Source organism: Agromyces aerolatus (genome assembly GCF_031432255.1).
Taxonomy (GTDB): Bacteria; Actinomycetota; Actinomycetes; order Actinomycetales; family Microbacteriaceae; genus Agromyces.
The window spans coordinates 307,179-321,963 of sequence record NZ_JAVKGQ010000004.1; the positions used below are offsets into that span (position 1 = coordinate 307,179).

At 71.3% G+C, this 14,785-nt stretch carries 12 protein-coding genes, 1 tRNA gene and 1 pseudogene; 8 read left to right on the plus strand and 6 right to left on the minus strand.

All coding sequences use genetic code 11. The features are described 5' to 3' along the window. Positions 1-20 precede the first annotated feature (20 nt). On the minus strand, positions 21-602 hold the full coding sequence (locus RH864_RS08040; RefSeq protein WP_310517012.1) for a 5-formyltetrahydrofolate cyclo-ligase: 582 nt from the start codon (positions 600-602) through the stop codon (positions 21-23). Between the two features lie 55 nt (positions 603-657). On the opposite strand from RH864_RS08040, the gene galU reads away from it, so the two are divergent. From galU to RH864_RS08060, 4 genes are all read left to right on the plus strand, one after another. After that, positions 658-1,572: a UTP--glucose-1-phosphate uridylyltransferase GalU gene (gene galU, locus RH864_RS08045; RefSeq protein WP_310517013.1), complete on the plus strand. Its 915-nt coding sequence runs from the start codon at positions 658-660 to the stop codon at positions 1,570-1,572. A gap of 2 nt (positions 1,573-1,574) precedes the next feature. Beyond that, the gene (locus tag RH864_RS08050) at positions 1,575-2,240 is read left to right on the plus strand and encodes a GNAT family N-acetyltransferase (protein WP_310517014.1); all 666 of its coding nucleotides are present in this window, start codon (positions 1,575-1,577) and stop codon (positions 2,238-2,240) included. Between the two features lie 92 nt (positions 2,241-2,332). After that, positions 2,333-3,322 carry a hypothetical protein gene (locus tag RH864_RS08055; protein ID WP_310517015.1) on the plus strand — a complete coding sequence of 330 codons (990 nt, stop codon included), beginning with the start codon at positions 2,333-2,335 and terminating at the stop codon, positions 3,320-3,322. A gap of 61 nt (positions 3,323-3,383) precedes the next feature. Further along, positions 3,384-3,459, plus strand: a tRNA-Ala gene (locus tag RH864_RS08060). Positions 3,460-3,517: 58 nt separating this feature from the next. Here the strand turns inward: RH864_RS08060 and RH864_RS19205 are convergent. Then, positions 3,518-3,694 (minus strand): annotated as a pseudogene (locus RH864_RS19205) (helix-turn-helix domain-containing protein); the annotation flags it as partial. Between the two features lie 214 nt (positions 3,695-3,908). On the opposite strand from RH864_RS19205, the gene RH864_RS08065 reads away from it, so the two are divergent. Together RH864_RS08065 and RH864_RS08070 are read left to right on the plus strand one after the other, a co-directional pair. Then, entirely contained in the window at positions 3,909-4,103 is a 195-nt protein-coding gene (locus tag RH864_RS08065) for an antitoxin VbhA family protein (RefSeq protein ID WP_310517016.1), read from the plus strand. 239 nt (positions 4,104-4,342) lie between these two features. After that, on the plus strand, positions 4,343-4,693 hold the full coding sequence (locus RH864_RS08070) for a Fic family protein (RefSeq protein WP_310517017.1): 351 nt from the start codon (positions 4,343-4,345) through the stop codon (positions 4,691-4,693). A 185-nt stretch (positions 4,694-4,878) separates the two neighbouring features. Here the strand turns inward: RH864_RS08070 and surE are convergent, their stop codons facing one another. Next, positions 4,879-5,670, minus strand: coding sequence for a 5'/3'-nucleotidase SurE (gene surE / locus RH864_RS08075; protein WP_310517018.1), 792 nt, complete (start codon positions 5,668-5,670; stop codon positions 4,879-4,881). Then, positions 5,667-6,647, minus strand: a complete 981-nt coding sequence (locus tag RH864_RS08080) for a 1-phosphofructokinase family hexose kinase (protein ID WP_310517019.1) — start codon at positions 6,645-6,647, stop codon at positions 5,667-5,669. The genes surE and RH864_RS08080 overlap by 4 nt, the downstream gene beginning before the upstream one ends. A 240-nt stretch (positions 6,648-6,887) precedes the next feature. Here RH864_RS08080 and RH864_RS08085 point away from each other — a divergent pair, with 240 nt between their 5' ends. After that, positions 6,888-8,360, plus strand: coding sequence for an MFS transporter (locus RH864_RS08085; protein WP_310517020.1), 1,473 nt, complete (start codon positions 6,888-6,890; stop codon positions 8,358-8,360). Between the two features lie 233 nt (positions 8,361-8,593). Next, complete coding sequence (locus RH864_RS08090; protein ID WP_310517021.1) at positions 8,594-11,398, plus strand: RHS repeat-associated core domain-containing protein; 2,805 nt, start codon at positions 8,594-8,596, stop codon at positions 11,396-11,398. Positions 11,399-11,441: 43 nt separating this feature from the next. On the opposite strand, the gene RH864_RS08095 is transcribed toward RH864_RS08090, so the two are convergent. Both RH864_RS08095 and RH864_RS08100 read right to left on the minus strand, forming a co-directional pair. After that, the gene (locus RH864_RS08095) at positions 11,442-12,926 is read right to left on the minus strand and encodes an MFS transporter (protein ID WP_310517022.1); all 1,485 of its coding nucleotides are present in this window, start codon (positions 12,924-12,926) and stop codon (positions 11,442-11,444) included. Between the two features lie 419 nt (positions 12,927-13,345). Then, the gene (locus RH864_RS08100; protein WP_310517023.1) at positions 13,346-14,710 is read right to left on the minus strand and encodes a M20/M25/M40 family metallo-hydrolase; all 1,365 of its coding nucleotides are present in this window, start codon (positions 14,708-14,710) and stop codon (positions 13,346-13,348) included. Positions 14,711-14,785 lie beyond the last annotated feature (75 nt).

Genomic DNA, 14,785 nt, shown 5'->3' on the forward strand with positions numbered 1-14,785 from the left:
GGGGGCGAACCGGGTCCGGCTCAGAAGGCGATGATGCGCGTCGGCGTCACGACGCCGTTCACCGGCTGGTCGTGCAGCTCGCGCGGCACCGACTCGACGAACTCGCGCTCGTAGACGACGGCGTACACCGGGGGACATTTTCCCATCGAACCGAGGGTCTTGTCGAAATAGCCTCGGCCCCAGCCGAGCCGCATGCCGGTGCGGTCGATCGCGGCGGCCGGAACGATGATGAGGTCGACGTCGTTGATGGCCATCGGGCCGAGCAGCTCGCCCTCGGCCTCGGGCACGCCCGCGAGGCCCAGTCGCTCGGTCTCGTCTTCGCCGACGGTCCAGTCGAGCAGTCCGTCTTCGCGGGTGATCGGGAAGAGGACCCGGATGCCCCGGGCCTCGGCCCAGTTCACGAATGGACGGGTATCGGGCTCGGCGGGCATCGAGAGATAACAGGAGAGGGAGGTCGCGCCGGTCTCGGCGACGAGCTCCTGCAGTCGGGCGGTCAATCCGTCGTTGGCGAGCTCGCGCTCGTGGGCCGGCATGTTCTGGCGGCGCTCACGCAGCTCGGCGCGGAGGATGCGCTTGACCACGTCGGGGGCGTCGGCGGGCATAGCACAATCCTAGGCGTCCCTCGCCGGGCCACCGTCGCCCGCTACGCTGAACCGCATGACGACGAAGCGCATCACGAAGGCAGTCATCCCGGCGGCAGGGCTCGGCACGCGGTTCCTCCCGGCGACGAAAGCGATGCCGAAAGAGATGCTCCCGGTCGTCGACAAGCCCGCGATCCAGTACGTCGTGGAAGAGGCGGTCGCCGCGGGGCTCGACGACGTGCTCATGATCATCGGGCGGAACAAGAACGCCCTCGCGAACCACTTCGACCGCGTCACCGAGCTCGAGCAGACCCTTGAAGACAAGGGCGACGAGTCGAAGCTCGAGCGGGTCAAGGAGTCGAGCGACCTCGCCGACGTGCACTTCGTGCGGCAGGGCGACCCCAAGGGGCTCGGCCACGCGGTGCTCCGCGCGCGGAAGCACGTGGGTCACGAGTCGTTCGCGGTGCTCCTCGGCGACGACCTCATCGACGCGCGCGACGTGCTGCTCACGCGCATGCTCGACGAGCACGACGCGCGCGACGCGACGGTGATCGCGCTGCTCGAGGTCGACCCCGACCAGATCCACATGTACGGCGCCGCCGAGGTCGAGGCGACCGACGACCCCGACGTCGTGCGGGTCACGGGGCTCGTCGAGAAGCCGGCCAAGGAGGTCGCGCCCTCGAACTATGCGGTGATCGGCCGGTACGTGCTGAAGCCCGAGGTGTTCGACGTGCTCGAGCGCACCAAGCCCGGCAAGGGCGGCGAGATCCAGCTCACCGACGCGCTCATGGAGATGGCCGACGACGTCGAGGGCACCGGCGGCGTGTACGGCGTCGTGTTCCGGGGGCGCCGGTACGACACGGGCGACAAGCTCGACTACATCAAGGCCGTCGTCCAGCTCGCGGTCGACCGCGACGATATCGGTCCCGACCTGCGCGAATGGCTCGGCGGCTTCGTCGCCGCCGGCGGTGCGTCCCGCGACGCCGTCTGATCATGTCCGCCGCCCTCCTGCCGACGCTCCGCGACGGCGAGGTCACCCTCCGGCCGATCCGTGCGAAGGATGCGCGGCCGCTGGAGCGGGTGCTGCTCGACAACCGCACCTGGCTCCGCCGGTGGGAGGCGACCTACCCGGGCGGCGGCTCGGTCATCGACACCCGCGCGAGCATCCGCAGCCTGACCGCGCACGCGCGGGCCGGCAACGGGCTGCCGTTCATCATCGAGGTCGACGGCGCGCTCGTCGGCCAGCTCAACGTCTCATCGATCGCGTACGGCTCGCTGTCGTCGGCGACGATCGGCTACTGGGTCGCGCAGGAGACCGCGGGCCGCGGCGTGACCCCGACGGCGGTCGCGCTCGCGACGGACTACTGCTTCACCACGCTGCGGCTGCACCGCATGGAGATCTGCATCAGGCCCGAGAACGCGCCGTCGCTGCGCGTGGTCGAGAAGCTCGGCTTCAGGTACGAGGGGCTCAGACGCCGGTTCATCCACATCGACGGCGACTGGCGCGACCACTTCTCGTTCGCGCTCGTGGCGGAGGAGGTGCCGGGCGGCGTGCTCGCCAGGTGGCACGACGGCCGGGTGCCCGAGGGCGCCGCGCGGGTGCCTCAGGCGGACCTGGATGCCGCGGCGGTGCCGCTGCACCTGCCGAATCGACGCTGATCGGCGCGATCGGCTGGGAAGTCGCCGATCGATCGCTGACACGCCCGCGCGACGCGCGGTCACGGATGCCTCGCGTCCCCTAGCGTTGACGCATGGACGCGATCGGCGGGGGAGTGCTCGTGGCCGTCGCCGCTGCACTCTGGGTGGCGTATCTGCTGCCGACCTGGTTCCGGCGCGGGCAGTACCTCGCGACCGAGCGCAATGCGGTGCGGTTGCAGCAGACGCTCCGCATCCTCGCCGAGACGGCTGAAACGCCCGAAGAGGTCAGGGTCGAGGCGACGGCTCGCGACGTCGCCGCGCAGCAGCGCATCCTCGCGCAGCGGAGTGAGCAGGCCCGCCTCGAGGCCGAGGCCGCCGAGCAGCTCGCGATCGCCGAGCGCGCCGCGGCCGAACAGCGTGCGGCCGTCGCGCGTGAGAAGGCCGAACGGGCGCTCGCGGCCAAACGGCGCGCCGAGGCATCCGCCGCCGTGATCGCGCCCGACCCGGTCGCAGCCCGACGGGCCCTGCGTCGTCGTCGGGCGGCCTGCACGCTCGGCGTGCTCATCTCCGTCATCGTCGTGATCGTGGGCGCGGTCGGCCTGCCATTCGGCCTGTCGCCGCTCGTCGCGATGGCCGGCATCGCCGGAGCCGGGGCCGGCTTCGCGGGGATCGCGGTGCTCGCGCGTCGCCGCGTGACCGTCGCGGTCGCGCCGGTGGTCGCGGCACCCGTGACCGCGCCACGCTTCGAACCGATCGATCTTCCCGCGCCCGTCGCCGCCCCCACGACCAGCTGGACGCCGCAGCCGCTGCCGAAGCCGCTGCATCTGTCTCGCGGCACGATCGCTGCCGCGGCCATGGCCTCGGTCGAGGCGGCCGAGGGGCTGCGCCGCGCCGCCGCGGGAGCCGCGATCGCGGAGCGCGCGGCGAAGCTCGAGCCCCAGCTGCCGAAGCTCACCCCGCGATCGGCGCCCGCCGCGCGTGCCGCAGCTGCCGACGCAAGCGCGCCCGTGAACCCGTACGCGCGCATGGGTGTCGTCGACGACACGGCGCCCGGCTTCGAAAGCCTCGACGCGGTGCTCCGCCGTCGTCGCGAGGCCGTCTGAGTCGAACGCGTGCGTGTGGTCAGAACGACCCCGCGCGGGATGATAGAGTCGTTCACGGCTTGGGCCCATGGCGCAGTTGGTAGCGCGTCTCGTTCGCAATGAGAAGGTCGGGGGTTCGAATCCCCCTGGGTCCACCAGTGTGATGTCTCGCGACATGTGTCTCGCATGTCGCGAGACATCTGTCATTTCGGGGGCCATCAGCCGGGTGGTTGGAGTTCGTTTCTCCGGGTCGACGGCATCGATCCCGCCGTCTCGGTAGCGGGCGAGGAGCCGGTGCAGCTGTCTCCGAGACAGTCCGTATCGTTCGGAGGCTTCCGCGACGGTCAACTGCCTGGTGACGATCTTCATGACCACGACCCGGTGCTTCGACATGGCCCCGACTGTGACCTAGGTCGCGAGACATGAGGGACATATCTCCTGTGACCTATGTCCTGAACTCAGACATAGGACACAGTGCGTATGGAGCGATGACGGACATCGTCTGATGGATTGAGCGCGCTCAGCACGATGAGTGCTGTGGAAACCTGGCCGCCGCACGGACCTGGCCGGTAAATTTGTGGGTGCCGCTGGCGGAAGGAGTTGCATCATGTCGATCACGACCATCACCACCGCTCAGCGTGCCGAGCGCGAGCGCCAGGTCGCCGAGGCCATCCACTCCGGTGAGATGGAAGGGCTGCCCACCAGCGAGGCGACCAAGGCCGACGCCGACAAGTACGTCGCGGGCGAGATCGACCTCGCCGAGCTCGAGGCCCGGGTGCGCACCCGCTACGGGATTGCCTGACTTCGTCGACCCCTACCTCGATCCGGTGACGGGGATCCTGAAGAACCTCGTCGGCGCGGCAACGCAGGCCGAGCTGGATGCGGTCGAAGGTGACCTCGTGCCGATCCGCGCGCTGCGTCTGGCGGCCGAGCCGCCGGAGCCGACCGGCGACCTCGTCGAACTGCGTGCGATCCACCGCTTCCTGTTCAGTCCGATCTACGACTGGGCTGGGGAGCTGCGCACGGTCGATATCCGCAAGAATGGTCGACGGCGCCGGCTACTTCGTGCCGGTCTCCATGACCGAGCGCGCCGCCGGATTCGCCGCCGACGAGTTACGGGCGGACGAGTACCTGCGCGGCATGGACCGAGCGATGTTCGTCGCCCGGCTCGCGCACCACTACGACCAGTTCAACTACATCCACCCGTTCCGCGAGGGCAACGGCCGCGCTCAGCGATGGATGTGGGACCGGATCGCGCGCGATGCAGGCTGGCGGCTGAACTGGCTCGGCGTCACCGGTGCGGTCAACGACGCGGCATCCCGGGCCGCAGCCGAGGAGCGTGACCTACAGCTATTGATCGCGATGCTCGACCAGATCGTCGTCCCGTTGTAGTTCCGAGCAGGGCGCGCCGGCTTCAGGCCTGCCCGACACGTTCAAACGCGATGCGCCGGCAACTTCTCACGACTGGTTCCAGAGATCCTGGGGACGGTGGCTCGTGCGCTCGCTGCATGCAGGGGTGAGGCGTCGCGGGTCGAGGTCGAGGGGCCGCGCTCGCGTGCCGGGTATCGAGGCGCGGCTCAACGCGACATGACGAACCCCGGCGGCAGCGCCGCCTCGCCCACGCCCGAGAGCGCGGTGAGCGTCGGATGTCCCGCCTGCAGCAGCACCGCATCGCTCTCGGGGTCGAACTCGCCGGAGAGGTCGGCGACGGTGAGCCTGACCTCGCCCTCGCCGGGCACCGCGGCCGTGGTCTGCACGACGCCGAACTCCGCCAGGCGCGCGGAGCGCGGCCGCCCGTCGAGCTCGGCCCGGTTGGGCACGTTCACGTTCAGCACGGTGCCCTGGGGGCTTTCGAGGAGCGGCGCGATGAGCGGGGCGGCCACCGTCGCCGCGGTCTGCCAGTGGTGCGCGTCGGGGTCGAGCCCGACGTCGAGCGACACCGCGAGCCCGCGCAGTCCGCTCGCACCCGCGGTGAGTGCTGCGCCGACCGTGCCCGAGTGCAGCACCACGTGCCCGACGTTGGCGCCCCGGTTGATGCCCGAGAGCACCACGTCGGGGGTCGCGCCGAAGGCGCCGTGCGCCGCGAGCAGCGCGATCATCGCGGGTGCCGCCTGCACGGCGAAGATCGTGGCGCCGTCGAGCCCCTCGATCTCGCGGCGCTCCATGCGCACCCGACCGTCGGGGTCGGCGCCCGTGATCGCGGCGCTGCTGCCGCTGGCCTCCGACCACGGTGCGGCCACGATGACCTCGAGCCCCGCGTCGAGCGCGGTGCGCGCCAGCGCGTGCAACCCGGGCGAGTCGATACCGTCGTCGTTCGTGATGAGCGCGACCCCGTTGAGCGCGACCCCCTTGAGCGCGACCCCGTTCATGGGTTGACCTCCTCGACTCGACCCGCGAGCTCGGCGGGTGACACCTGCCCGGCGCCGTCGCCGCGCACCGGCTCGATCCCGACCTCGGCCCGCAGGCGTCTGATGGCCTCGGCATCCCCCGAGGCGAGCCCGTGCCGGGTGACGTTCAGCGCGGCCGCGGCGGCCCCCAATTGCACGGCGTCGGCGACCTCATCGCCGTCGAGCAGCGCCGCGGTGGTCGCGGCCGTGAACGAGTCGCCGGCGCCGCGCGCGTCGACCGCCTCCATACGGGGCACATGGATGCTGAACGCGCCCTCGCTCGTGACCAGCAGGCTCGGATGGTCCGCGCGCGTCACGAGCACGTGCTCGGCGCCCGCATCGCGGAGCACACGCGCCGCGTCGATGAACGCCTCCACCGAGGCATCCGCCGCGTGACCCGACTCGAGCAGCTCCTCGTCGCTCGCCTTCGCGAGCAGCACGCCGCCCTCGACCGCGGCGTCCAGCCGCGACCCCGCGAGATCGACGATCACGCGCCCGCCCGCCGCACGCACGTCGGACGCGAGCCGGCGGTACACGTCGTCGGGCAGCGTCGCGTCGTCCGCCGGCCCGCTCAGCAGCACGAGATCGGCGGCCATCGCCTCACGCAGCGTCAGCGCGTACAGGTCGTCGAGGTCGTGGCGCGAGAGCGCGTCGCCCTCCTGCTCCAGGATGCTCGTGCGCTCACCAGTGCGCCGATCGTGCACGTATCCCGCGCCGCGTCCGCCACGCCGGATCGCGGCGACCCGGATCCCGTCGTCCTCGAGGATGTGCCCCGCGATCTCGCCGAGCTCGCCCGTGAGCGTCGCGCAGAGCGTCACCTCGGCGCCGAGCGTGCGCAGCATGCGCGCCTGCCACACGCCCTGCCCGCCCGCATGCACGTGCAGATCAGGACCGTCGGCGTCATCCTCGATGGTGACCGTGACGAGCGGGGAGGGGGCGAAGATCACGACGTGCGCCAAGTGCGGCTCCTTCCGGGTCGGCGTGCGCCGACGGCCCGGGCTGGGCCCGGTCGGCGTCCGCTTCGACCATAGGTCGGCGGTCTGCGCCGTGTCACCCGGTACCGGCCGGGCGGCGCGTCCGCCTAGGATGGGCGGTCGCGACGGTCGCGACGGTCGCGCCGGTCAGCGGATGCCTCGGCGGCGGCCTGCGCGCGCCCGCGCCTGACCGTCGGGCTCGCGCCGTGGCCATAGGCTGGGGCAGTGGCGACCCCCGACACGCAGTCCATCCCACTTGCCCCGGCCCAGCGGTGGCGGGCCTACTGGGTGTGCGTCGCGGTCGCCGGCCTCACCATCCTCGACCTCACCAAGGTGAACGTCGCGCTGCCGTCGATCGAGGAGGCGTTCGCCGCAGGATCGACCGAGCTGCAGCTCATCGTCTCGGGCTACGTGCTCGCGTTCGGCCTCACACTGGTGCCCGCCGGCCGGATCGGCGACCAGCGTTCGCGCAAAGCGCTGTTCGTCATCGGCCTGAGCGCGTTCCTCGTCACCAGCGCGCTCTGCGCGCTCGCGCCGAACGTCACGGTGCTGCTCATCGCCCGGCTGCTGCAGGGCGTCGCCGCCGGCATCCAGATGCCCCAGGTGCTCGGCCTCGTGCAGCAGCTGTTCCAGGGCGAGGAGCGCGGGCGCGCGTTCGGGCTGTTCGGGGCGACCATCGGGCTCGCGACCGCGTTCGGGCCGACGCTCGGCGGATTCCTGATCGCGGTCGGCGGCGCCACCGACGGCTGGCGCTGGATCTTCTGGATGAACGTGCCGCTCGTCGTGATCGCCATCGTGTTCGCGGTCAAGCTGCTGCCCGGGCCGCCGGACCGCCCCGCGCGGCGGCTCGAGCTCGACCCGTTCGGCCTGCTGCTGTTCGCGATCACGGTCGTGTCGCTGATGTGGCCGTTCCTCTTCACGACCGGCTCACCCGACGACAACCCGGCCCGCTGGTGGACCCTCATCGTGTTCGTGCTCGGACTCACGGCGTTCATCGCGTGGGAACGCCACTACGCCCGCACGGGCCGGCACCCGCTCGTGCCGCTGTCGCTGTTCGGCATCAGCTCGTACCGCAACGGCACTGCGCTCGCGACCGCGTTCTTCTCGGCCATGCCGCCCACGTTCCTGCTCACGACCCTCTACCTGCAGCAGGGGCTCGGCCTCGAACCGGTCTACGCGGGCATGGTGACGATCGGATTCGCCCTCACGAGCGCGATCGCCTCGTGGTGGGGCGGCAACCTCGTCAACCGGCTCGGACGGCCGCTCGTCGTGTGGGGCATCGTGATCCTGCTCGTCGGCATCAGCGGGCTCGTCCTCGTCGCCCTGTTCACGCCGCCCGAGGTCGCGCCCTGGGCCATGGCCGGCACGATGGCTGTCGCGGGCTTCGGCGGCGGGTTCGTGATCTCGCCCAATCAGACGCTCGCGCTCGCCGACATCCCCGTCAAGCAGGGCGGGCTCGCGGGCTCCGTCGGGCAGCTCGGGCAGCGGGTCGGCACGGCGGTCGGCACCGCGGTCGGGCTGTCGCTGTTCTACGCGACCATCTGGCGCGAGGCGGGCGGCAACGGCGCCGACCTCGAGGTCTACCACCACGCGTACGGGTACGGGATGCTCGCGGTCGCGCTGTTCCTCGCGGTCGCGCTGGCGATCGGGTTCGCCGACCTCGGCTCGCGCCGGCGGCAGCGGCGCGGGCTGGGCTGAGGGTGCGGCGGGGGCTGGACGGATTGACCGGGTGCGACTCGGTTGATCCCGACTGTCTGAGTGCGCCTCGCGCGCGCCGGGGACGCGTCAGCTGGTGACGGATGCCTCGGGGTCACGCGAGTTGCCCCGCGAGCGATCTGCACGGGCGCCAGGTAATGGGATTCTGATATTCCAGTAGTGGTATCCTCATTGGGCGCGCTGCTGCCGTGGCGTGTGCGTCGTGAGGAGTGCCGGTGTCCGAGGAAATCGCTGTGCGTCGTGGTGGTTCGGTGCGTTCGTGGTGGGGTGTCGCGCTGGGTGGTGTGGTGAGTGCGGGCCTGGTGCTGGGTGGGGTGTCACCGTCGTGGGCGGCTGCATCCGAGGGTGCCGGGGCGGGTTCGCCGGTGGTGGGGGCGTTCGGCATGGGTGCCGGGGTGCAGGGCACCGTAGATGAGCGGTCGGGGGCGTTCTCGTTCGAGGTGCCGTTGGGCGGCGTGACGTTGGGGTGGGATTCGCGGGGACCCGGGGCTGATTCGGGCCGGTTCGGGTTCGGTCCGCGCTGGTCGGTGTCCGGGGTCGGGTTCGTCGACACGGAGGGTGGGGTGCGGGTGGTGCCGGCTCGTGGGGTGCAGGGGGTGCGGGGGGTGTTCGAGGCGTCGGATTCGGTGCCGTCGGGGTTGGCGGGGTATGAGGGTGATGAGGTGCGGTTCTCGCAGACGGCGGGGGTGTTGCCGGCCCGGGCTGATGGGGTGCTGGGTGAGCGGGCGTATGCGTTCGTGTTGCGGGAGCTGGGCGGCCTGGTGTCGTACTTCGACGCGAATGGTGACCCGGTCGCGAAGCTCGACGCGCACGGCGGCCGGGTGGACTGGACGTGGGAGCCCGGGCACCGGCTCGCCCAGGTCGTGACCGAGACGGGGGTGGTGACCTCGCTGGAATGGTCGGATCCGGACCGCGTCGTGGTGTCGGCCTGGGCCGGCGGCGGTGCGCCGCGCCCGGTCGGTGCGATCGAGTTGTCGGGTGGTCGGGTGGCCGCGGTGACGGATGCCACGGGGGCACGCACCACGGTGGCATACGGGCCGTCGGGGTTGGTGGGCAGCGTGGGTTCGGCCAGTGGTGCGGTGACGAACCTGACCTGGCAGCCGCTGCCGGACGGGACGGCTGCGGTGGACCGGGTGGTGGTGACCGACCCGGTGACCGGGGAGCAGGTCCTGGAGCGGCGGTGGGAAGCGACCGGTGGGCTGGCGTCCGGGTGGCCCGCGGTATCGGATGCCGGGGCATTCACGCAGGGTGGTGCCGGGGCGCAGGCCAGCGCCGGGCCGGGGTTTGAGACAGTGGTCACTGACGGGATGAACCGGGTCGTGTCGGCCTACGACGGGGCACAGCTGATGACCGCCAGGGAGACGTCGACGCTATTGCCGTCGGGCGAGCGGGTGCTGCAGCGGCAGGCGTTCAGCCACCCCGACGAGGACGGTGACGTGCCGGGTCGGATGGGCCGGCCGACCGGGATCGAGCTGACCTTCACCAACGACGCCGGCCAGACGAGGACCGTGGCTGAGGGGTTCGTGTTCGACACGTACGGCCGGGTGACCCTGACCGCCGACGGCACCAGATACACCTACAACGCCGCCAACCAGCCCGCCCAGGAGACCACTCCCGAGGGCGCGACCATCAGCACGACGTACTGGCCCACCGGCGACCGCGCCACCCTCACCACCGCCACCCATACAACCGGGTTCTACTGGGACGACGGCACCCTCCTCAACGACACCCACACCACCGCAGCTTCAACCGAGACGGCAAGCTACCTCACCGCCCTCACCCGCGAATCCCGCTCCGTTGGTCGAGTAGCGAGCGACGAAAGAGCACGCGTATCGAGACCCCACACCGTCTACGCCACCCACGACCGCCACGGCAACACCACCGAACTCACCACCGAAGACGGCACCCAGACCACCCGCTACACCTACACCGACTACGGCACCACCACCCCGATCGAAGCCTCCGATACCGAACCCACCACCCCCGAGGCATCCCGCTACCCATTCCTCTACGCCGGCGAATACACCAACCCCACCGGCACGCAGCACCTCGCCGCCCGCACCTTCGCCCCCGCGAGCATGCAGTTCACCACCCGCGACACCCTCCCCCTGCACACCCGGTACGGCTACGCCAACGCCAACCCGATCACCCACATCGACCCCTCCGGTCACTTCGCCATGCCCGACCTCGTCAACGGCCTCGTCATCGGTGTCGTGCTCGCCGCGGCCAGCGTCTACGGTGCGATCGCGGGCGGGATCGGCCTGGCTGCCGGTGGCACCCTGCTGGGAACGATCGCCACGAACGCGGGGTCGATCGCCTTCAGCGGGCTCACCCTGTTCGCGGGCGGAGCGGGCGCCGCGATCGCGGCGTTCAGATACGTCGACGACCACGTCACGAAGTTCCTCGACGAGGAGACCGATCAGCGTCTCGAGTACTCCGAGTACGCCCTCATGGGCTTCGGCGCCCTCACCGCGATCGGCAGCTACGTCTTCGCCCCCAAGACCCTGGCCAAGCTCGCCATCAGATTCAGCCCGGATGACGACTCGGTCCTGTCTGACGTCGAGCACATTGCGCTGAAGAGCTTGCTGAAAAACTCCACCGATGACGCCTCGAAGTTCATCCGCGGGTACAAGGGGGTGCTCAAACGGCTGAACGGAACCGAGCCATTGGATGGCTACCAGCGTAAAGCGGACGTCTACCTGAAGTCTGGCCTCGACTACAGCTTTCACCCCGTGGTCAAACTCAGCACTGCTCACGCGCAGCTCGACCAACTGAAGGCCGCGTATTGGCGAGCGTTCTCCACCAAGTTCTTCGGCGACACCCCGCCGCCCGACGTGATCGATGCCTTTGTGCGAAGGCACGTCACGAAGTTCAAGGCCGTCCAGGACAACGTCACCAGCGCGGTGTCCTTGCAGACGGCAGATTGGGGCCCGGAGAGGACAACGATGCTCCAAAGGTGGGCCACGCGTGACGATGCGTTCACGACGCCGACGATCGACGCGATCATCACAGCGAAGTGACGGCAGGATCTGCGTTCGCACACCCCGCCACCGGTCCACCCGATCAGCGCGGCGTCACGGATGCCTCGGCTGCGGCCGAGGCATCCGTGAACGCCTGACGCGGCACGAACGCGAGCAGCACCGCGGCAGCCGCGGCCGTGAGTCCGCAGACCAGCCACACCGTGACGTACCCCGCGAAGGAGCCGGCCGTGCTCTCGGGCGCAGCGTCGGCCGCGCCCGCGGCCAGCTGCCCGGCCAGCGCGATGCCGAACACGCAGGATGAAATCGCGCCGCCGACCGTCTTCACCGAGTTCGTGAGTCCGGTCGCGACGCCCGTCTGATGCCGCGGAGCGGCCGCCGCCGCTGACGCGGGCAGCGCGGCGACCAGGGCGCCCGAGCCGACGCCCGCGACCACCATGTTGGTCAGCGTCTGCGCATACGTGTGGTGGAACGGCAGGAACAGCAGGTATCCGATGGCCACGAGCGAGGCCGCGACCATGAGCGTGACCCGCGGCGTGATCCGGCGTGCGACCGCCGGGTAGGTCAGCGCGCCCACGACCATCGCGATCAGGTAGACGCCGATGATGAGCGAGGTCTGGAACCCGGATGTGCCGAGCCCGTACCCGACCTCGCTCGGATCGGTGCGCGCGAATGTCGACAGCGGCGCCTGCGCGCCCAGCACGCTCACGCCGAACAGCCCGGCCGTGACGAACACCGGCCACAGCGACGGCGAACGGAACAGGCGCACGTCGATGAGCGGGTCGGGGTGCCGCAGCTCCCACCGCGCGAACGGCACGAGCAGGAGCACGCCCGCGGCGATCAGCCCCCACGAGAGCAGGTCGCCCACGCCGTTCAGGCGCAGGAAGCTCAGTCCGCCCGTGAGCGCGATGAGCGAGAGCGACACCAGGATCAGGCCGACGGTGTCGAGGCGGCCCGGCGCGAGATCGGGCGACTCGCGCACCCCGAACGCGATCACGACGAAGCACGCGACGACCGCAAGCGCGGGGATCAGCAGTACGACGGTGAGCGGCAGCGTGTCGATCAGCGCGCCGCCGACCAGGGCGCCGGTGATCGCACCCACCTCGAGCGCCGCGACGAGCAGGCCCGCGGCCTTCGCGGTGACCGCGGCCGAGTGCCCGGCCGCGCGCGCGCGCGACCAGATGAGCGCGATCTCGAGCGGCAGCCACACCACGTAGAAGCCCTGCAACGCCCACGCGACGAGGAACACCGCGAACGAGTCCGTGAACGGCAGCACGAGCGACGCGGCCGCCGTGATCGCGGTCGACCACAGCAGGATGCGCTTGTGCCCGACCATATCGCCGAGCTTCGCGAGCGCGGGCACCACGAGCGCCGAGAGCGCGAGCTGCGAGCCCTCGAGCCAGTTCACATCGGCGTCGTGGATGCCGAGATGGCGGGCGATGTCGGTGAGCATGGGCGTGTAGTAGCCCTGCAGGATGCCGCTCGTGAACTCGACGAACGCGAGGAAGCCGACGATCGTCGCAAGCGGGCCGAGACGGAGGCGTGCGGGTCGGGCGGTGGCACGGGGCATCGGTGCTCCTTGCGGGGTCGGCTCGACGAGCCGCTGGCGGGGTGATCACACCCTAGTCCCCCGCGCACGGGGACGCGCGCCAGCGCCCGCGCACTCGGGCCGGCGCGATGGGCCGTGCGCTCGGGCCGGCGCGATGGGCCGCGCGCTCATCCCCGCGCACGGGAGCGCACACGGTGCCGCGCGCGGGCCCGCACACAGCGCCGCGCACGGGCCCGCACACGGCGCCGCGCGCGAGTACCCGCGGACGGCTCGCACGCGAGTGCCCGCGCGGCACGACACACGCGTTGCGGGGTCGCGAATGGTCGCTTGCGGCGGCGCCGAGCGACCAAGTGCGACCCCGCTGTGGGGTGCCGGGCGCGGGGTGGCGGGCGCGGGGTGCAGGTGGCGGGTGCGGGTGGGCGGGGTGGCGGGCGCGGGGGTCAGCGGGGGAGGGCGGTGAGCAGGGCGCGGTGGAAGCGCTCGCCGCGCTCGAGGCTGTCGATCGTGACGTGTTCGTCGACGCCGTGGATGGTCGCGCGCTGCGCGGCCGTCATCGCGAGCGGTGCGAACCGGTACACGGCCGGCGAGAACCGGTGGAACCAGCGTGAGTCGGTCGCGGCCATCATGAGGTACGGGGCCGTGATCGCCTCCGGGTAGGCGGCCGCGACCGCGTCGGCGATGTGGGCGAACCGGGCATCGTCGACGGGCGACTCGGCCGACGGCTCGCTGCCCTCGACGATCTCGACCGCGACGTGCGGGTCGCCGACGGCGCGGCGCAGCCGCTTGACGGTGGTCGCGATCGTCTCGCCGATCGCGATGCGCAGGTTCACGATGGCGGATGCCTCTGAGGGCAGCACATTGTGCGCGCTGCCGCCCTCGAGCATGGTCGGGGCGACCGTGGTGCGGACGAGCGCCGCGGGCTCGCCGCCGAGGCGCGCGAAGACCCGGGCGGTGAGCCAGGGCCAGGCCGTGAGCAGGCGCAGCAGGGCACGCGCGCCGCCGCGCGTGTGCGGCGTGAAGGCGGCGAGCATGGCGCGCGTCGACGCCGGCGTGCGCGCGGGAAACGTCGACGGCGTGAGCCGCGCGACCGCCCGGCCGACACGGGCCGTGGCGGTGAGCTTCGGGGGAGCTGAGGCGTGCCCGCCGTCGCTCACGGCGCGGAGCCGCACGGTCAGCACGCCCTTCTCGCCGACGCCCACCATGGCCGTGGGCACCTTGACGAACGGCAGCGGGGCGTCCACGACCGCGCCGCCCTCGTCGATCACGAGCCAGGGCGTGATGCCGCGCTCCTGGAAGAGGTCGGAGATCGCGCGCGCCGCCCGGCCGTAGCTCTCCTCGTCGCCGCCGAATGAGAGGTAGACGTCACGTGCGGGGATGAAGTCGACGGCGAGCAGGTTCTCGACGGCCTCGAGCACGACGAGCAGCGGACCCTTGTCGTCGAGCGCACCGCGGCCCCAGACCCTGCCGTCCTCGATGCGACCCTCGAACGGCGGGATGCGCCACCCGTCGCGCGATGCGGCCGGCACGACGTCGAAATGCGCCATGAGGACGACCGGGTCGCCCGCGCCGCCGCCGCGCCAGTGGTACAGCAGCCCGAGATCGCCGACCCGTTCGAGCTCGAGCCGTGCGGCGACGAGCGGGTAGAGCTCGTCGATGAGCTCACGGAACCGTTCGAAGTCGTCGAGGCCGCGCGTCTCGAGCTCGGCCGAGACGGTCGGCAGCTGCACCATGCGGGAGAGCCGCTCCGCGGCACCCGCCCGCACCGGGACATCCGATTCGTGCGCCTCGCCCTCGTGACCACTCATGTCCGCCAGCCTAGAACCGACCACGGTCGGCGAACGGTCGCAGATGGTGGGTTGAGCCGTGCAACACCCGCCATC